We start from the raw sequence: 14,769 nt of genomic DNA, 5'->3' as shown, positions 1-14,769 counted from the left end.
CGCAGAAACAACGCAATTGGTTTCGCGCTGAACGGCGGCAAAAGCAGTTTCCAGACCCACAACGTAAAAAGGTCCACCACCTTTCGTTGTGCGAAAGGTGGTGGACCCGAAGCCGTCACACCATCACATGTAACGACGTTGGTCTAGAAGCCCACACGGATCTAGACCAAACTTGCAGTGCTCTGCGGCACGTACGTTGTGAGTTGAACCGACGCGCTGACCAGCTCGCGCAGGTCTGCCAGGTTCACCTCGGAGCCAGCCGAGGCACGCTGCTGCACCAGGACATTGCCCAGCGCGGTGCATTCAACCGGTCCAGCAACTACCGGCACCCCGGCATGATCTGCGGTGCGCTGGCACAGCAGCTCGCCTTGCGAACCACCACCAACAATGTGGATGGCCTGAGGCGCAAAACCGCCAAATTCCGCCGCCGCAAACGCCTGGGAGGCGAAGCTGGCAGCGAGCGATTCGATGATCACCCGGATCAGTTCGGCGCGGGTCGCCGGAATCTGGCCTCCAGCGTCACGCACCGCTTCACCCACACGCTGCGGCATCTGCCCTGGAGCCAGGAAACGCTCGTCCTGCGGATCGATGAGCACCGGTGGAACAGGAAGCTTTTCGGCCTGCACCAACAGTTCTTCAAGGCTGGTTTCTGCCTGCCCTGAGGCTGCCGCCTGCTCGTTCCAGAAACGGATCGATTCGCTGAGCAAGAAGGTTCCGGTCACGTTTTTGAGGAACCGCACACTCTGGTCCACCCCGAGCTCATTGGTGAACCCTGCGCTGCGCGCCTTCTCGGTGAGAACCGGAGCCTGGAGCTCAACACCCACAAGCCCCCAGGTCCCGCACGATACATAGGCCGACCGGGCGCTGGACAGCGGCGTGGCGGCCACCGCGCTGGCGGTGTCATGCGAAGCCACCGCCACCACCTGCACCGATTGACCGGCACCCAGTTCCTCAGCGAGTTCTGGGCGCAAGCGGCCCACAACTTCTCCCGGGTGGATGATCTCAGGCAGCTTGTTAGCCACCCCAAGATGCTCGCTCAGCTGCGCATCCCAGGTGCCGGTGCGCTGATTGAGCAGCCCGGTGGTGGATACGTTGGTCCATTCACTGCGGGCGACTCCGGTCAGCAACCAGTTGAAGTAGTCAGGGACCAGTAGCACCGTATCCGCCGCGGCCAACCGTGTGTGCGCACGCTCAGCCTGAAGCTGGTACACCGTATTAAACGGCAGGAACTGCAACCCGTTGCGGTCGAAAATTTCCGCCCGGTCGAACTTTGCTTCCAGCTGCGGGACCGCCAGTTCGTTGCGCGGATCCCGGTAGTGTCGTACCGCTCCCAGGCGTTCGCCCGCAGCCAGCAGCGCATAGTCGACAGCCCATGAGTCCACGCCAATGGAGGCGATATCCGGGCGCTGCGCGAAGGCAAGCTTCAGGCCGTACCGGATCTGGGTCCACAACTCGTCGATGTCCCAGGCCAGGTCATCCGGCCCGGCCCCGTCTTCCAGGTTCGCCAGCGGCACCGGGCCGTTGGCGAATCGGTGCACCAGGTGCAGCTGCACCTTGCCGTCGATAAGTTCGCCGAGCATGACCCGGCCGCTGGTGGCTCCCAGGTCCACCGCGGCGACCGGGGCACCGTGTACTAGATGGCTCATCGCAGGAATGCCGCGGCCACACCGGAGTCAACCGGGATGTGCAGGCCGGTGGTGCGGGTCAGTTCCGGGCCGGTGAGCACAAATACCGCGTCGGCGATGTTTTCCGGGATCACTTCACGCTTGAGGATGGTGCGGTTCGCGTAGAACTGGCCCAAATCCTCCTCTGCCACGCCGTAGGTGGCGGCGCGGTTGGCACCCCAACCCGAAGCGAAGATGCCTGAGCCGCGCACCACGCCATCCGGGTTGATGCCGTTCACGCGAATGCCGTACTCGCCCAGTTCCACGGCCAGCAGGCGAACCTGGTGAGCCTGGTCTGCCTTGGTGGCCGAGTAGGCGATGTTGTTCGGACCGGCAAAAACCGAGTTCTTGGAGGAGATGTAGATGATGTCTCCGCCCAGCTTCTGCTCAATGAGCACCTTGGCGGCGGCCTTGGAGATCAGGAATGAGCCCTTGGCCATCACGTCATGCTGCAGGTCCCAATCCGCCTCGGTGGTGTCCAGCAACGACTTGGACAGCGACAGGCCGGCGTTGTTGACCACCAGGTCCAGACCGCCGAAGGCCAGCACGGCCGCGTCAATCGAGGCCTGCACCGCGGCGGCATCCGCCACGTTGGCGGCCACGCCGATGGCGACATCCGAGTTGCCCAGCTCCGCCGCGGCGGACTGGGCCTTGGCCAGATCCAAGTCTGCAATAACCACGCAGGCGCCCTCGGCGGCCAAACGGGTGGCGATTGCCTTGCCGATGCCGGAAGCGGCCCCGGTCACCAGGGCAATACGCCCGGCGTGCGACTTGGGTTTCGGCATACGCTGCAGCTTGGCTTCTTCCAGCGCCCAGTACTCGATGCGGAACTTCTCCGCGTCGGAGATCGGGGTGTAGGTCGACAGCGCCTCGGCGCCGCGCATCACGTTGATGGCGTTCAGGTAGAACTCGCCGGCCACCCGAGCGGTCTGCTTGTTCGCCCCGTAGGAGAACATGCCGACACCCGGAACCAGCACGATCAGCGGATCGGCACCGCGCATGGCTGGGGAATTCTCATCCTTGTGAGCCTCGTAGTACGCCTGGTAATCCGCGCGGTACTCAAGGTGCAGTTCCTGCAGGCGGGCCAGCTGCTCTTCAACCGTGGAACCGGCTGGCAGGTCCAGCACCATTGGCTTGACCTTGGTGCGCAGGAAGTGGTCCGGGCAGCTGGTGCCCAGGGCGGCCAGGCCGGCCAGCTTTTCACGGGACAGGAAGTCCAGCACCCGCGAATCGTCGGTGAAGTGGCCGACCATTGGCTTGTCGGTGCTGGCCAAACCGCGAATGGTCGGCGCCAAGGCGGCGGCGCGGGTGCGGCGCTCAGCTTCCTCAAGTGCTTCGAAACCGGCGACTACCGGACCGAAAGGTTCTGCGGAGCCGTGCTCCTGGATGTAGGCGGCCGCGGTGTCAATGATCCACAGCGAGTTCGCCTCAGACTCTTCGCTGGTTTCGCCCCAGGCGGTGATGCCGTGGCCGCCGAGGATGCAGCCCACTGCCTGCGGGTTTGCTTCCTTGATGGCGGCAATGTCCAGGCCCAGCTGGAAGCCCGGGCGACGCCAGTCAACCCACGCAACCTTGTCCCCGAAGATCTTTTCGGTCAGTTCGCGGCCGTTGGCCGAGGTGGCAATCGCGATACCCGAATCCGGGTGCAGGTGGTCCACGTGGTTGGCGTTCACCAGGCCGTGCATGGCGGTGTCGATGGACGGCGCGGCACCGCCCTTGCCGTGCAGGCAGTAATCGAAGGCAGCGACCATTTCATCTTCACGCTCAACACCCGGGTAGACGTTGACCAGCGAACGCATGCGGTCCAGGCGCAGGGTGGACAGGCCCTGTTCGGTCAGGGTGCCCAGGTCTCCGCCGGATCCCTTGACCCAGAGCAGCTCGACCTCTTCCCCGGTGACCGGGTCGGTGGCAGTGCCCTTGGCCGAGGTGTTGCCGCCGGCGTAGTTGGTGTTCTTCTTGTCAGCGCCCAAGCGGTTTGAGCGCTCGATCAGTTCCTGTGCGGCGGTACGTGTCGCGGTGCTAGCCATGAGGTGTCCTTCGTTTTCACGTTGTGTAACTAATTGTTAATTATCACAAAATCTAACACGCTTCGCAAGATCGTTCACAAAATTTCCACGAGCTTCCGGAACGGATCCAGCAACGGGTCATGCGGTTCAAGCTCGGTGACTAGTACGTCCACCTCACCCCACCCCAAACAACGCACAGCGTCGCGTCGCGAAAGTTTCGAAGAATCCGCAAGCACAACAACCCTGTCCGCGGCGCGGGCGAACTCCTGCTTCACCTGAACCTCGGCCAGCGAGACGTCCATCATGCCGGACTCCACATCCACACCACTAGCTCCCATGAAAAACGTTTTGTACCCGAATGACGAAGCGCAGGAGCAAGCAACCGGACCCACGAAGCTATCGGTAAGCTCGTCGAGCTCACCGCCAATCAGGATTGTCGACTGGCCCTCGGCTCGCGGCAAGGCTCGAAATGTCGTGTAAGAGTTGGTGGCCAACAATAATCCAGTCGCTGGTTCCAACGCCTGCGCCAGTAGCCCCGAGGTCGACGAAGCATCCAAAGCTACCCCGCCGGCATCCGGGAGCAGCGTCACCGCCTTAGCCGCAATCACTTCCTTGGCTTCTCGATGTTGAGCACTGCGCACCGCATACCGGCGCGGCCCGGTGATCTTCATGGCACCGCCGCGCACGCGGCGCACATACCCTTCCACTTCCAGGTCCGCCAGGTCGCGACGCACCGTCATCTCCGAGACCCCGAAGTGCTCGGCGGCATGATTCAGGCGCACCTCGTTTGAATTTTCTAACCATTCCAGAATGACGCGTCGACGCTGTTGCGCGCCCAGTGATCCACTAGTTGACATGCCCTAAGCTTGTCCGATTCGGCACATCGCCACAACTCGACGCCGTCAAAGCACAATTTTCCTTCTTGACATTTCTGACAATTTCTTACATCTTTTTACAAGATGCTTTTTTGCACACTACACTCGGCACCAGAGATTCAAAGGAGAACACAGGTGACACTTTCCCCCTCCCCTGCGCGTAACTTCATGGGCTTATCTAAGGCACTCATCTGGGGTTACGTCGCAATTGCCTTCTTCATGACCGGCGACGGCCTAGAACAAGCATTCCTCTCGGACTACCTCGTCACTTCCCAAGGGTTCTCCACCTCTCAGGTTGGCACCCTCTTCACCGTGTACGGTTTCATCGTTGCGATCGCGGCCTTCGCATCGGGCGTATTAGCCGAGTACTACACTCCCAAACGCATCATGGGTCTTGCGACCATCGGCTGGATCGTCTTTCACGCCGGTTTCCTGTTTTTTGGAATCATGGCTCACAACTATCCAATGATGATGCTCATGTACGCCATCCGTGCGATTGCCTATCCCATGTTCGTGTACGGGTTCGTGGTCTGGATTTCCTATGCCGCGCCACAGAACAAACTCTCAAGCGCAATGGGCTGGTTCTGGGCATCGTATTCAGTGGGTGTCGGAGTCTTCGGTTCATACCTACCAGGCCTGACGATCCCTTTGATCGGTGAGGTCACCACCATGTGGGCCGCTTGCATTTTCATCGCAGTCGGCGGATTGCTGGCCTACTTCATGGTTGACGGCAAGGGCCCCGAAGTTCAAGGGCCACGCACCATGACCGGGTTGCTGGGTGTACTGCGGCACACAATCTCGCTGCCCTTCCACAATCCACAGCTGGGTTATGGCATGATCCAGCGCGTCATTAACCAGATCTCGCTCTACGCCTTTATCGTGATGCTGCCTATCGTATTCGTGCGCGACATCGGCTTTGAACAGGGCGAATGGCTGAGCCTCTGGGGACTGGTGTACCTCGTCACCATCTTCACAAACCTCATGTGGGGCGTCTTGGGTGACAAGCTTGGCTGGATTCGAACCATTCGTTGGTTCGGCAGTATCGGCATGTTCATCGCCACTTTGGTGATGTATTTTGTCCCTGCCCTGGTTGGGCCAATTCCATGGATTGCCGCTTTCGGGGTGATCCTCTTAGGTATCGCCATCGCAGCGTACGTGCCGTTGTCGGCACTCATGCCGGCATTGGAACCGAAACACCGTGGCGAGGCCGTGGCACTGCTGAACTTGTCGGCAGGGCTTTCACAGTTTGTCGGTTCCCTATTGGTCACCCTCTTGTGGGGTTGGCTGGGCACCGCGGCCACCGTCATCGTCTTGGCATGCACCTATCTCATTGGCTTCGCCCTGACCTTCGTAATGAAGGTAGATCAGGACGCGCTGGCCAAGTATGCGGTGTCCACCGCCGAGTCCGCCGAGCGAATTAAATAACCCGAGGAATGAGCTTACGCATGCCATCCAACGCCCGGTGCTGTGGATCGAGGTCCGTGGCCAGAGTGTGGATGGCTGAGGTTTCCAGCGACTGGGCCAGTGACAACTGGTCCAGTTTGCTCGCGTCGACACCTACAACCACCTGCGCTGAGCATTCAGCAAAGGTCTGTTTGATGTGTGCCTCTTCCAAAGTGTCGTCGAAACCTCCGCGTTGCTGATGCAGCCCAGCCTGCGACGCAAAAAACATCGAGTACCCAAACCCGCTGGCGCAACGCGCTGCCAACGGCCCGATTAATGAATCGCCACGGCTATCGAGCTTCCCTCCCAACAGCAACGCCTCAATTCCAGGCTTGTCCTGCAGGGCGCGCAGGGTTTGCACCCCGTTGGTCACTACCGTCAGGTCCGTGGCATCGCGAATCATCTCGGCAAGCAAGGACATCGTCGAGGAGGAATCAATGGCAATGATCCCTTGACGCGGAACCAAGGGCAGCAGCTTCGCGGCAATAAGGCGCTTTTGCTCCGTATTTTTCGCTTCGCGGCCACGAAAACTCACAGGGGCCGTTGATTGGGCTCCACCTCTCACCCGCCGCGCTAGACCTTGACGTTCCAACGACATGACATCACGTCGAACCGTCTGCTCACTGACGCCCAGCGACAGGGAAGCAGATGCCAGGGAAACGGAGCCGTATTCGCTTAGTGCGGAGAGGATCCAACGTTCCCTGTCTTCGGTCATCAAATTAGCCATATCCCAATCATAAAGTTTCCACCTAGTTTCCACTTAAGAAGGAGCACCATGACTACCGTTCTAGCCGCCGGCGATCGGTTTATCCTCCCTCAGCTGTTTAGCGAGGAGTTGCAGGCTGCACTCGATACCGAGCTGCAGGTCAAAACCCTCGAACTACCATGGCCTGATGTCCCCTTCGCAGCGGTGGGAAATGTCAACGAAGCCTCCGGTGATGAACAGCTGTTGATCGACGCACTAGTTGGCTGCGACGCAATGGTCACGCAGCTGGCCCCCGTCACTGAGAAGGTACTAGCCGCTAGTCCACAGCTGAAATTCATCGGTGTGTCCCGAGGCGGCCCAAGCAACATCGACTTGGAAGCTTGCGAACGACACGGCGTGACCGTCTGCAACGTTCCCGGACGTAACGGCCCGGCCACGGCTGAAATGAGCCTGGGTTTGCTCTTGGCTGTCTTGCGACGCATTCCGGCGACTCAGCGCACATTGGAAAACGGCATCTGGGAGGGGTCCTTCTACCGGGCAGACCAAGTCGGGTTTGAAGTCGAAGGAGCAACCATTGGCTTGATCGGTGCAGGCGCCGTCGGTTCTCGACTTGCCACCGCGCTGCATGCCATGGGCGCCACCGTGCTGGTTTATGACCCGTTCCTTCCAGAACAGGCACTTCAAGGAGTTGTTGAACGTGTCCAGAGTGTGGAAGAGCTGCTTAGCCGCAGCCAAGTTGTCTCAATCCACGCCAGGCTGAACGAACAGACCGCCCACGTCATCAATGCACGGTCACTGAGCCTGATGCCGCGTGGCTCCTATTTGGTGAATGCCGCGCGCGGCGGGCTTGTAGACTATGACGCAGTAGCCGAGGCGCTCGAAACCGGCCAGCTGGCCGGCGCAGCTTTTGACGTGTTTCCCACCGAGCCGGTGGACTTTTCCCATCCGATTTTCGAGGCCGCCGCAAAGGGACTGAATGTGGTGATGACCCCGCATATTGCCGGTGCTAGCACGCAGACAGCTGTCCGTGCCGCCCGCGGCACTGCTACCGAATTGGCACGTTTCCTCAATGGGCAGCCGCTGCTAGCTCCGCTAACCGAATCTGCAAAGGCACAGGCATGAGTGAAGTATTTCTTGGCATCGACGTCGGAACCAGCTCCGTCAAAGTCGTCACTACCGATGCACACGGAAAACTCGTTAACGAAGGCGCTGCCCCGTACCCAACGTCCACCGATCGTGACGGCGGCGCAGAGCAGGATCCCATGGCCTGGTGGGAAGCCATCTGCCAGTTGTTGCCCTCAGTGCTCGAAAAAGACACCGTACGCGCTCTGGCAGTCACTTCGCAAGCACCCACGCTAGTTCCTGTCGATGCCGCAGGCCTGCCAGTGGGTCCCGCGCTGACTTGGCTCGACCGCCGTGCCCAAGCAGACGCCGCACAAATTGCAGAGCAGGCCGGAGGACGCAATGGGGCGGACGCCTTTTTCGGAACCGCAAAGCTTCCCTGGTTATTACGTGAACGCCCGCAGATCGCCGAGCGTACCAGCGCGGTGCTCACCGCCAACGGTTTTATCGTTGCCCAACTGACCGGGCAGTTCACGTTGGATGACAGCTCTGCCTCGCTGATGCAAGGTTTCGACGAGTCCACGGGCGCTTTCCCTCCCGCGCTGGTTCAAGCTGGTCTGGGCGTTGACCTGCTGCCGGAGGTTGTTCCTTGCCGCCAAATCGTCGGACAGGTCACCGCTGAAGCTTCAGTACTCACTGGCATCACTGCGGGAGCCCAGGTAGCAGCTGGCGCCATCGATTCGGTGGGTTCAGCCATCGAAGCAGGTGTCTTGGGTCTCGGCGGGCCCTTGGTGGAAATGACCGGTTTCTCCAATGTGGCTATTCTGGCAGTGAAACCCGGCACGACGGTCCCAGGTTTCATTCATGCACGGCATTGCATTGAAGGGGTGGACTTGTTGATCACCGCCCAGGTTACTGCGGGTGCGGCGATCGACTGGGTCAACAGGCTTGACGCGTCTCAGGACCTGCGAAACGTTGCAGAGCTGGCTTCGCGCGAACGCCCGTCACGGTTGACAGTGATCAGTTCACTCGCCGGGGAACGCACCCCGCGGTGGAACCCCGAGGCACGGGGAATCATCGACGGCATAGATCTAGCCACCGACGGATATGACATCATGCTGGCCACTATGGAAGGAAACTCCATGGCACTGGCCGAAGATGTCTGCACGATTCAGCAACATGGTTATCCGGTGGATCGTATCCTTGCCACCGGCGGTGGAGCCAAGTCGGCCATGTGGTTGCAAATCAAAGCCGACGTAACCGGTATCCCGGTGCACCGCCCGCGCAGTGGACATGGCGCGGCGCAAGGAGCTTCCTACCTAGCCGGTTATGCGGTGCAAGCCTACCGCTTGGCGGACATCGTTGCCGATGAAGTGCAGATCGATGCATCTTTCACACCAGATCCCGAGTTGCATGCAGCTTATGAGGTACGCGCTCAGTGGGCATCTCGGGTAGCCGAGCTCAACCTTGCACGAAGGGAACAGCGATAGTGCGCACAGCCGAGCTTGCCGGTCGTGTTGCCGTAGTCACCGGCGGAGCCAGGGGGCTAGGACTGTCCATGGCCACCGTGTTAGCGGAGCAGGGAGCCCGCGTCGCGCTCCTTGATTTGCTTGACTCGGTGTCCGAGGCGGCCGCTGGCCTACAGGAACACAGCGGTACGCAGTGCATTGGCTTGCGGGTAGATATCACGGACGAAAATTGGGTGACCCAAACCTTGGCTGAAGTTGCTCAGCGCCTTGGCGAAGCTGACATTCTGGTCAACAGCGCAGGAATTACCTCGGGAACCGAGCTGCTTGAAACCAGCCTCGATGTGTGGAACAAGCTGATGCAGGTGAACCTTTCCGGCACTTTCCTCATGGCGCGCGAGTTTGCCAAGCGCCATCAAGCCCGCGGAGGGGAGCACCGTGCTTCGATCGTGAATGTCTCCTCGATGTCTGCTTTCGCAGTCAACATTCCACAGACTCAAGCGGCGTACAACACCTCCAAGGCCGGGGTATCAATGTTCACCAAGAGCGCTGCAATTGAATGGCTGCCGCTGGGAATCCGGGTTAATGCAATCGCTCCCGGTTACTTCGCCACTGACATGACCAAAGATTTTGTCGCTGAGAATCCGCAAAAGGCTGCCCACTGGATCGGCAAGATCCCCGCAGGCCGGATGGGCCAACCCGAGGAACTCGGTGGACTGCTAACGTTCCTGGCTAGTGAACAGTCCTCCTACGTGGTGGGGCAGACCTACATCATCGATGGTGGATACACTCTGGTTTAACTGAAAGTAGGGCTGTGGATTTGCATCGCAAAACCACAGCCCTACTTACTTCCTCAGCGACTAGGCCTTGGTAGCGCGCTCGGCATAGCCGTAGCGCTCGAGTTCGATTTCTTCCAGCGTCTTGCCGCGGGTTTCCGGGGCCCAGATGGTGCCGATGAGCAGTGCTGCAACCAGCAGGCCGATGATCAGCAGGCCGAGCTTCTCCAAGCCCATGCTGGTGAGCAGGACCGGGAAGACCAGGGAGAGCAGGCCGACCAGGACGCGGGCGAGCATGAACAGCACACCCTGGGCGCTGGCGCGGTACCGGGTGGCGAACAGTTCAGCGGTCCACAGCCCGTAGAACGCCTGGGCGCCGATACCGGCCGAGATGCCCCACGCCACGGCGTAGAACAGCAGGGAGAAAGCACCTGGAGGGGCGAAGATCAGCACAACCCACGCCACCACACCCAGCGCGGCGCCGGCGAAGTACAGCCAACGACGCGAAACCTTGTCCCCGTACTTCATGAAACCGAAGTAGGTGGCAACCGCCGTCAGCACCCACACCAGCACCTGCAACAGGTTCTGCTGGGTTGCCGATTCCACACCGGCTGCCTCGTACACACGTGGCTGGAAGATGCCGGCCTGGCCTGCAACGGTGTTCCACAGGCCGTAGACACCCAGCAGGAAGAACAGCGCGGTCCAGTTGCGGCGGTCGGCCAGCAGGCCGCGCATGCCGGAGAAGAATGAAATCTTGGTGCCGGCGGCGATTTCCGCCTGGCGCTGTTCCTTCCACCGGGTCGATTCCGGCAGGCCGCGGCGGACCCACCAGGTCACGGCGGCAATGATGAACAGGTGGAAGAAGATCACACGCGATCCGTTGACACCCCATGGTTCAACCAGGATTGCCAGCGCGAAACCGATCGCCGGGCCAACCGACCAGGCCAGCTGCGCGGTGCCCACGTGGGCTGCGCGGTGCTCGCTGGGGGCCTCTTCGGCAATGTAGGTCCAGGAAGCCGGAACACCGGCACCCACGGCGATGCCCATCAGGATCACGCCGATCACCAGCAGGGCAGTCCCCGAGGTGAAGGTGATCATCAGGGCGCCGATCATGAACACGATCAGGTCATAGGTGTAGATGAACTTGCGGCCCAGGCGGTCGCACAGCGGACCGCCGATGAGCGCGCCCAAGGCGGCGCCGAAGGCATTCGCGGAGACCGCGGCGATGACGCCAACCAGCGCGTCGTCAAAACCAAAGGCGCTCTGCCACAGGCTCAGGCTGGTGGCCAGGGCGATAATCGCGCCGGCCTCGATGTAGTTGCTCATGGCCACCGCAATGGTGGCCTTCCAACCGGTAATGCCGCGCTTCTTTGCAACGGTAGTCATTTTTAGGCTCCCCAACCGGCCTGGACGCCACCGGCGCGCTCGGCTTCGATGGTCGACTGGTAGTCCGAGGTGCGGAATGCCTGCATCGGGTCAGCTGGCAGGCCGCGCGAATCGCGCCATGCAGCCAGTTCGCCGCGGACGTCGGTGTAGTAGGCGTCCATGAAGATCTCGTTGGCCTTGAGCACGTCGCCGGAAAGCTGCGCCTCGGTGAGGGCAACCCGGTCGATCAGCAGGGCGCGGGCGGTCATTTCCTGCACATTGAGCACACTTCGGATCTGTCCAAGAATCTTGTCTTCTACATTGTGGCACTGATCGAGCATGAAGCTGATGGGGGTATCCACCTCAAGGCCGCCACCGCGGTGCACCTCGGCCATGATGCGGAAGAGCTGGTACGGATCTGCGGTGCCGACAATCAGGTCGTCATCTGCGTAGAAGCGCGAGTTGAAGTCGAAGGAGCCAAGCTTGCCCAGGCGCAGCAGCTGCATCACGATGAATTCAATGTTGGTGCCCGGTGCGTGGTGCCCGGTGTCCAGGCAAACCATTGCCTTCTCACCCAGCGCGGCGACCTGGGCGTAGGAGGTGCCCCAGTCCGGAACATCGGTGTGGTAGAAGGACGGCTCGAAGAACTTGTACTCCAGCACCAGGCGGTGCTCGTCGCCCAGGCCGGCGTAGATCTCTGCCAACGAGTCGGACAAGCGGTCCTGGCGGCCGCGCATGTCGGCCTGGCCCGGGTAGTTGGAACCCTCGGCCAGCCAGATCTTCAGATCACGTGATCCGGTGGCGTTCATGACGTCGATGCACTCAAGGTGGTGGTCGATTGCCTTGCGGCGGATCTTTGGATCCTCGTGGGTCAGCGCACCGAACTTGTAGTCGTCGTCCTGGAAGGTGTTGGAGTTGATGGTGCCCAGCTGGACACCCAGATCCTCGGCATGGCGACGCAGAACCGAGAAGTCTTCCACCTTGTCCCACGGGATATGCAGGGCAACCGACGGTGCCAGCCCGGTCAGGCGGTTGACCTCTGCGGCATCGGCGATCTTCTCGAAGGCATCACGCGGGGTTCCCGGGGTGCCGTAGACCTTGAAGCGGGTGCCGGAGTTGCCATAGGCCCAGGAAGGAACCTCGATGGCCAGGCGTTCAAGGGTGGTTAGGATCTCGGGACTCAGCTTTGCGCCCATGGATCTCTCCGTTCTTCTCTTGCGTTGGTACGTGCGGGGAAAATTTGTGGTGTGGTGTTCAGTTCGCCGCGTTGGCGGTGGCGGTCAGCTGGTCTTCGAGGTTGAAGACTTCGCGCAACCGCGGTGCGCCCTGGTCGGCTCGGCCATCCAGGGAGACAAAAAAGTCGGCCATGTCCGCTTCCCAGGCTGCGGTGCGGGGATCCGCATCCAGCGCCGCCTGCGCGGCTTGGTCGTCTTCCGTCTCGTAGTAACCGATCAGCAGGCCGTCCTCGCGCAGGAACAGGGAGTAGTTTTTCCGCCCGGCGTCGTTGATGGCTTGGAGCATCTGCGGCCAAACAGCCGCGTGGCGGCGGGTGTACTCCTGAATGCGGTCAACCTTGACCTGAAGTTGGAAACAAACTCGCATGAAACTCGGCCTTCCCCGTTCAGTGCATTCGATCGGGCCGGTGAAGCCCTGCCCTGTGAATTGAAAATGAATCGTTTCAATTCAACTGACTTCATTGAGTGTAGAGCAGGTGTCGATGGAAATTCAAGGCGAAAAGGTGATCCGGGACAAGGTTTTTGAAACCTTTCAACTCATCGCGGATTTGTCGCTCCCCCGCCAAGGAGAAACCCTAAAAGAAGGCTTCAACGCAGGCGCATGCACTCATTGCCCAGGAGCATCTACCCCTGCGTGGCCCAGAGGGCCTGATTATCAATGTGGCACGCGGTCCGATCATCAAGGAAAAAGACCTCTATGAAGCCCTCAGTTCGGGAATCATCGGTGGAGCAGCCTTGGACGTGTGGTGGAACTATCCTCAGGCCGGTGACTACGGCGAGCCCTCGCAGTATCCGCTGTCCGAGTTTCCCAACGTCCTGATGACCCCGCATTGTTCGGGAATCACCGAGGATATTTTCCGCTCTCGTGCCATCGATCTTGGTCGCAATGTTGATCGTTTTGCTCAAGGCCTGAGTTTGTTACGTCCCATGCAAAGGTTGCGGAACTGACGGTATTGAAACTTAACCCTGCAGCATTTGGCAGGTGGTAAGCGGATTTACTAGAAGGAAAAATGACCAAGAAATAGAGCATGTGTGTTGGGAAAACTTCAATCGCCCAAGAATTACCCAAGGCCAAGACGATATACTCTCGAAAGATCATTTCCAAGGAAGACAGGGTTAAGGCAGTGAGCGTGAGCGTAAAGGAAGTCGCCGCCGAGGCGGGGGTTTCCGTAGGCACGGTCTCCAATGTGCTCAACCGCCCGCAGGTCGTCGCAGAACGCACCGTCGCCAAGGTCACCGCGGCCATTGAAAAGCTGGGATTCGTCCGTAACGATGCAGCACGTCAACTGCGCGCCGGGCACTCGCGAAGTTTTGGACTCATTGTCCTTGATACCCGCAACCCGTTTTTTATGGACGTGACCCAAGGTGCTCAACACCGGGCCTTGGAAAACGGCTATACCGTGCTGACCGGGACCAGCGACAACTCGCTGAGCATCGAACAGCAGCTGCTTGAACTGTTTGAAGAGCAACGCGTCGCCGGGGTCCTGATCTCTCCCATGCATGAAGACCTCGGCCGGCTCTGGAGGCTGCGCGAATCAGGGACCCCGGTGGTTCTGGTCGACCGCGGCAGCGGGGACCGCAGTTTTTCCTCGGTGTCGGTAGATGACGTAGCCGGCGGACGCCTGGCCGCGGCGCACCTGATCGAGCTCGGGCGCAGGCGCATCGCCTACGTGGGCGGGCCCGAGCGAATCGAGCAGGTACGCCACCGCTTGGAAGGGGCCCGCGAGGTCATCGCCGCCACCGAGGGCGCTGTGCTGGACTGCATTCCCACGGACAAACTGACCGTGCTGGAAGGCCGGGCCGTCGGCGAACGTATTGCGGCCATGGATCCGGAGTCCCGGCCCGACGCAGTTTTTGCGGCCAATGACCTGCTGGCCATGGGTTTGCTTCAGGCCTTTGTGATGTCTGGAAAGATCCAGGTTCCACAGGACATCGCCCTGGTTGGATACGACGACATCGATTTTGCCGAGTCCGCCATCGTGCCGATCACCACCATCAGCCAGCCCGCAGCCGAGATTGGCCGGACCGCGGTTGATGTCCTTTTGCGCGAGGCCGAGGCGGGCGAGGATGCGGTCCGCGAACAGTTTGTTTTCACCCCCAAATTGGTGGTTCGCGCCTCCACCGTGGGCGCCAAAGAGTCCTAGCGTCTTCACACCCTGCGCAAAATAGCC

The 14,769-nt window shown here is 60.5% G+C and carries 12 protein-coding genes and 1 pseudogene; 6 read left to right on the top strand and 7 right to left on the bottom strand.

What is annotated here, in order from left to right:
- Window positions 1-161: 161 nt before the first annotated feature.
- The 3 genes from ACIOWL_RS14250 to ACIOWL_RS14240 all read right to left on the bottom strand — a co-directional run bounded on the left by ACIOWL_RS14250 (window position 162) and on the right by ACIOWL_RS14240 (window position 4,527).
- Window positions 162-1,646, bottom strand: a complete 1,485-nt coding sequence (locus ACIOWL_RS14250) for a rhamnulokinase family protein (protein ID WP_400386336.1) — start codon at window positions 1,644-1,646, stop codon at window positions 162-164.
- Window positions 1,643-3,691, bottom strand: coding sequence for a bifunctional aldolase/short-chain dehydrogenase (locus ACIOWL_RS14245; RefSeq protein WP_400386333.1), 2,049 nt, complete (start codon window positions 3,689-3,691; stop codon window positions 1,643-1,645). The genes ACIOWL_RS14250 and ACIOWL_RS14245 overlap by 4 nt, the downstream gene beginning before the upstream one ends.
- A gap of 74 nt (window positions 3,692-3,765) precedes the next feature.
- Window positions 3,766-4,527 (bottom strand): DeoR/GlpR family DNA-binding transcription regulator, encoded by a 762-nt coding sequence (locus ACIOWL_RS14240; protein ID WP_400386330.1) that lies wholly within the window; start codon window positions 4,525-4,527, stop codon window positions 3,766-3,768.
- A 153-nt stretch (window positions 4,528-4,680) separates the two neighbouring features.
- On the opposite strand from ACIOWL_RS14240, the gene ACIOWL_RS14235 reads away from it, so the two are divergent.
- Window positions 4,681-5,970, top strand: a complete 1,290-nt coding sequence (locus tag ACIOWL_RS14235) for an MFS transporter (protein WP_400386328.1) — start codon at window positions 4,681-4,683, stop codon at window positions 5,968-5,970.
- Here the strand turns inward: ACIOWL_RS14235 and ACIOWL_RS14230 are convergent.
- Window positions 5,963-6,715: a DeoR/GlpR family DNA-binding transcription regulator gene (locus ACIOWL_RS14230; RefSeq protein ID WP_400386325.1), complete on the bottom strand. Its 753-nt coding sequence runs from the start codon at window positions 6,713-6,715 to the stop codon at window positions 5,963-5,965. The genes ACIOWL_RS14235 and ACIOWL_RS14230 overlap by 8 nt on opposite strands.
- 48 nt (window positions 6,716-6,763) lie before the next feature.
- On the opposite strand from ACIOWL_RS14230, the gene ACIOWL_RS14225 reads away from it, so the two are divergent.
- Genes ACIOWL_RS14225 through ACIOWL_RS14215 form a run of 3 tightly spaced genes read left to right on the top strand, consistent with a single transcriptional unit; the run spans window position 6,764 to window position 10,022 of the window.
- Window positions 6,764-7,816, top strand: coding sequence for a 2-hydroxyacid dehydrogenase (locus tag ACIOWL_RS14225; protein ID WP_400386322.1), 1,053 nt, complete (start codon window positions 6,764-6,766; stop codon window positions 7,814-7,816).
- Entirely contained in the window at window positions 7,813-9,246 is a 1,434-nt protein-coding gene (locus tag ACIOWL_RS14220; protein ID WP_400386319.1) for an FGGY-family carbohydrate kinase, read from the top strand. The genes ACIOWL_RS14225 and ACIOWL_RS14220 overlap by 4 nt, the downstream gene beginning before the upstream one ends.
- Window positions 9,246-10,022 (top strand): SDR family NAD(P)-dependent oxidoreductase, encoded by a 777-nt coding sequence (locus ACIOWL_RS14215; protein WP_400386316.1) that lies wholly within the window; start codon window positions 9,246-9,248, stop codon window positions 10,020-10,022. The genes ACIOWL_RS14220 and ACIOWL_RS14215 overlap by 1 nt, the downstream gene beginning before the upstream one ends.
- Window positions 10,023-10,082: 60 nt before the next feature.
- Here the strand turns inward: ACIOWL_RS14215 and ACIOWL_RS14210 are convergent, their stop codons facing one another.
- Genes ACIOWL_RS14210 through ACIOWL_RS14200 form a run of 3 tightly spaced genes read right to left on the bottom strand, consistent with a single transcriptional unit; the run spans window position 10,083 to window position 12,965 of the window.
- Window positions 10,083-11,384 carry an MFS transporter gene (locus ACIOWL_RS14210; RefSeq protein ID WP_400386313.1) on the bottom strand — a complete coding sequence of 434 codons (1,302 nt, stop codon included), beginning with the start codon at window positions 11,382-11,384 and terminating at the stop codon, window positions 10,083-10,085.
- A 2-nt stretch (window positions 11,385-11,386) separates the two neighbouring features.
- Window positions 11,387-12,559, bottom strand: coding sequence for an L-rhamnose isomerase (gene rhaI, locus ACIOWL_RS14205; protein ID WP_400386310.1), 1,173 nt, complete (start codon window positions 12,557-12,559; stop codon window positions 11,387-11,389).
- Window positions 12,560-12,617: 58 nt separating this feature from the next.
- The gene (locus tag ACIOWL_RS14200; protein WP_400386307.1) at window positions 12,618-12,965 is read right to left on the bottom strand and encodes an L-rhamnose mutarotase; all 348 of its coding nucleotides are present in this window, start codon (window positions 12,963-12,965) and stop codon (window positions 12,618-12,620) included.
- A gap of 236 nt (window positions 12,966-13,201) precedes the next feature.
- On the opposite strand from ACIOWL_RS14200, the pseudogene ACIOWL_RS14195 reads away from it, so the two are divergent.
- Together ACIOWL_RS14195 and ACIOWL_RS14190 are read left to right on the top strand one after the other, a co-directional pair.
- Window positions 13,202-13,546, top strand: a pseudogene (locus tag ACIOWL_RS14195) (NAD(P)-dependent oxidoreductase); the annotation flags it as partial.
- A 182-nt stretch (window positions 13,547-13,728) separates the two neighbouring features.
- Window positions 13,729-14,742, top strand: a complete 1,014-nt coding sequence (locus ACIOWL_RS14190) for a LacI family DNA-binding transcriptional regulator (protein WP_400386304.1) — start codon at window positions 13,729-13,731, stop codon at window positions 14,740-14,742.
- The last annotated feature ends 27 nt before the right edge of the window (window positions 14,743-14,769 follow it).

The sequence above is a fragment of the Glutamicibacter sp. NPDC087344 genome, from assembly GCF_044744225.1.
In the GTDB taxonomy this organism is placed as follows: domain Bacteria; phylum Actinomycetota; class Actinomycetes; order Actinomycetales; family Micrococcaceae; genus Glutamicibacter.
Note: the sequence above shows the minus strand (reverse complement) of the source record. Positions and strands in the feature narration are given on the sequence as shown.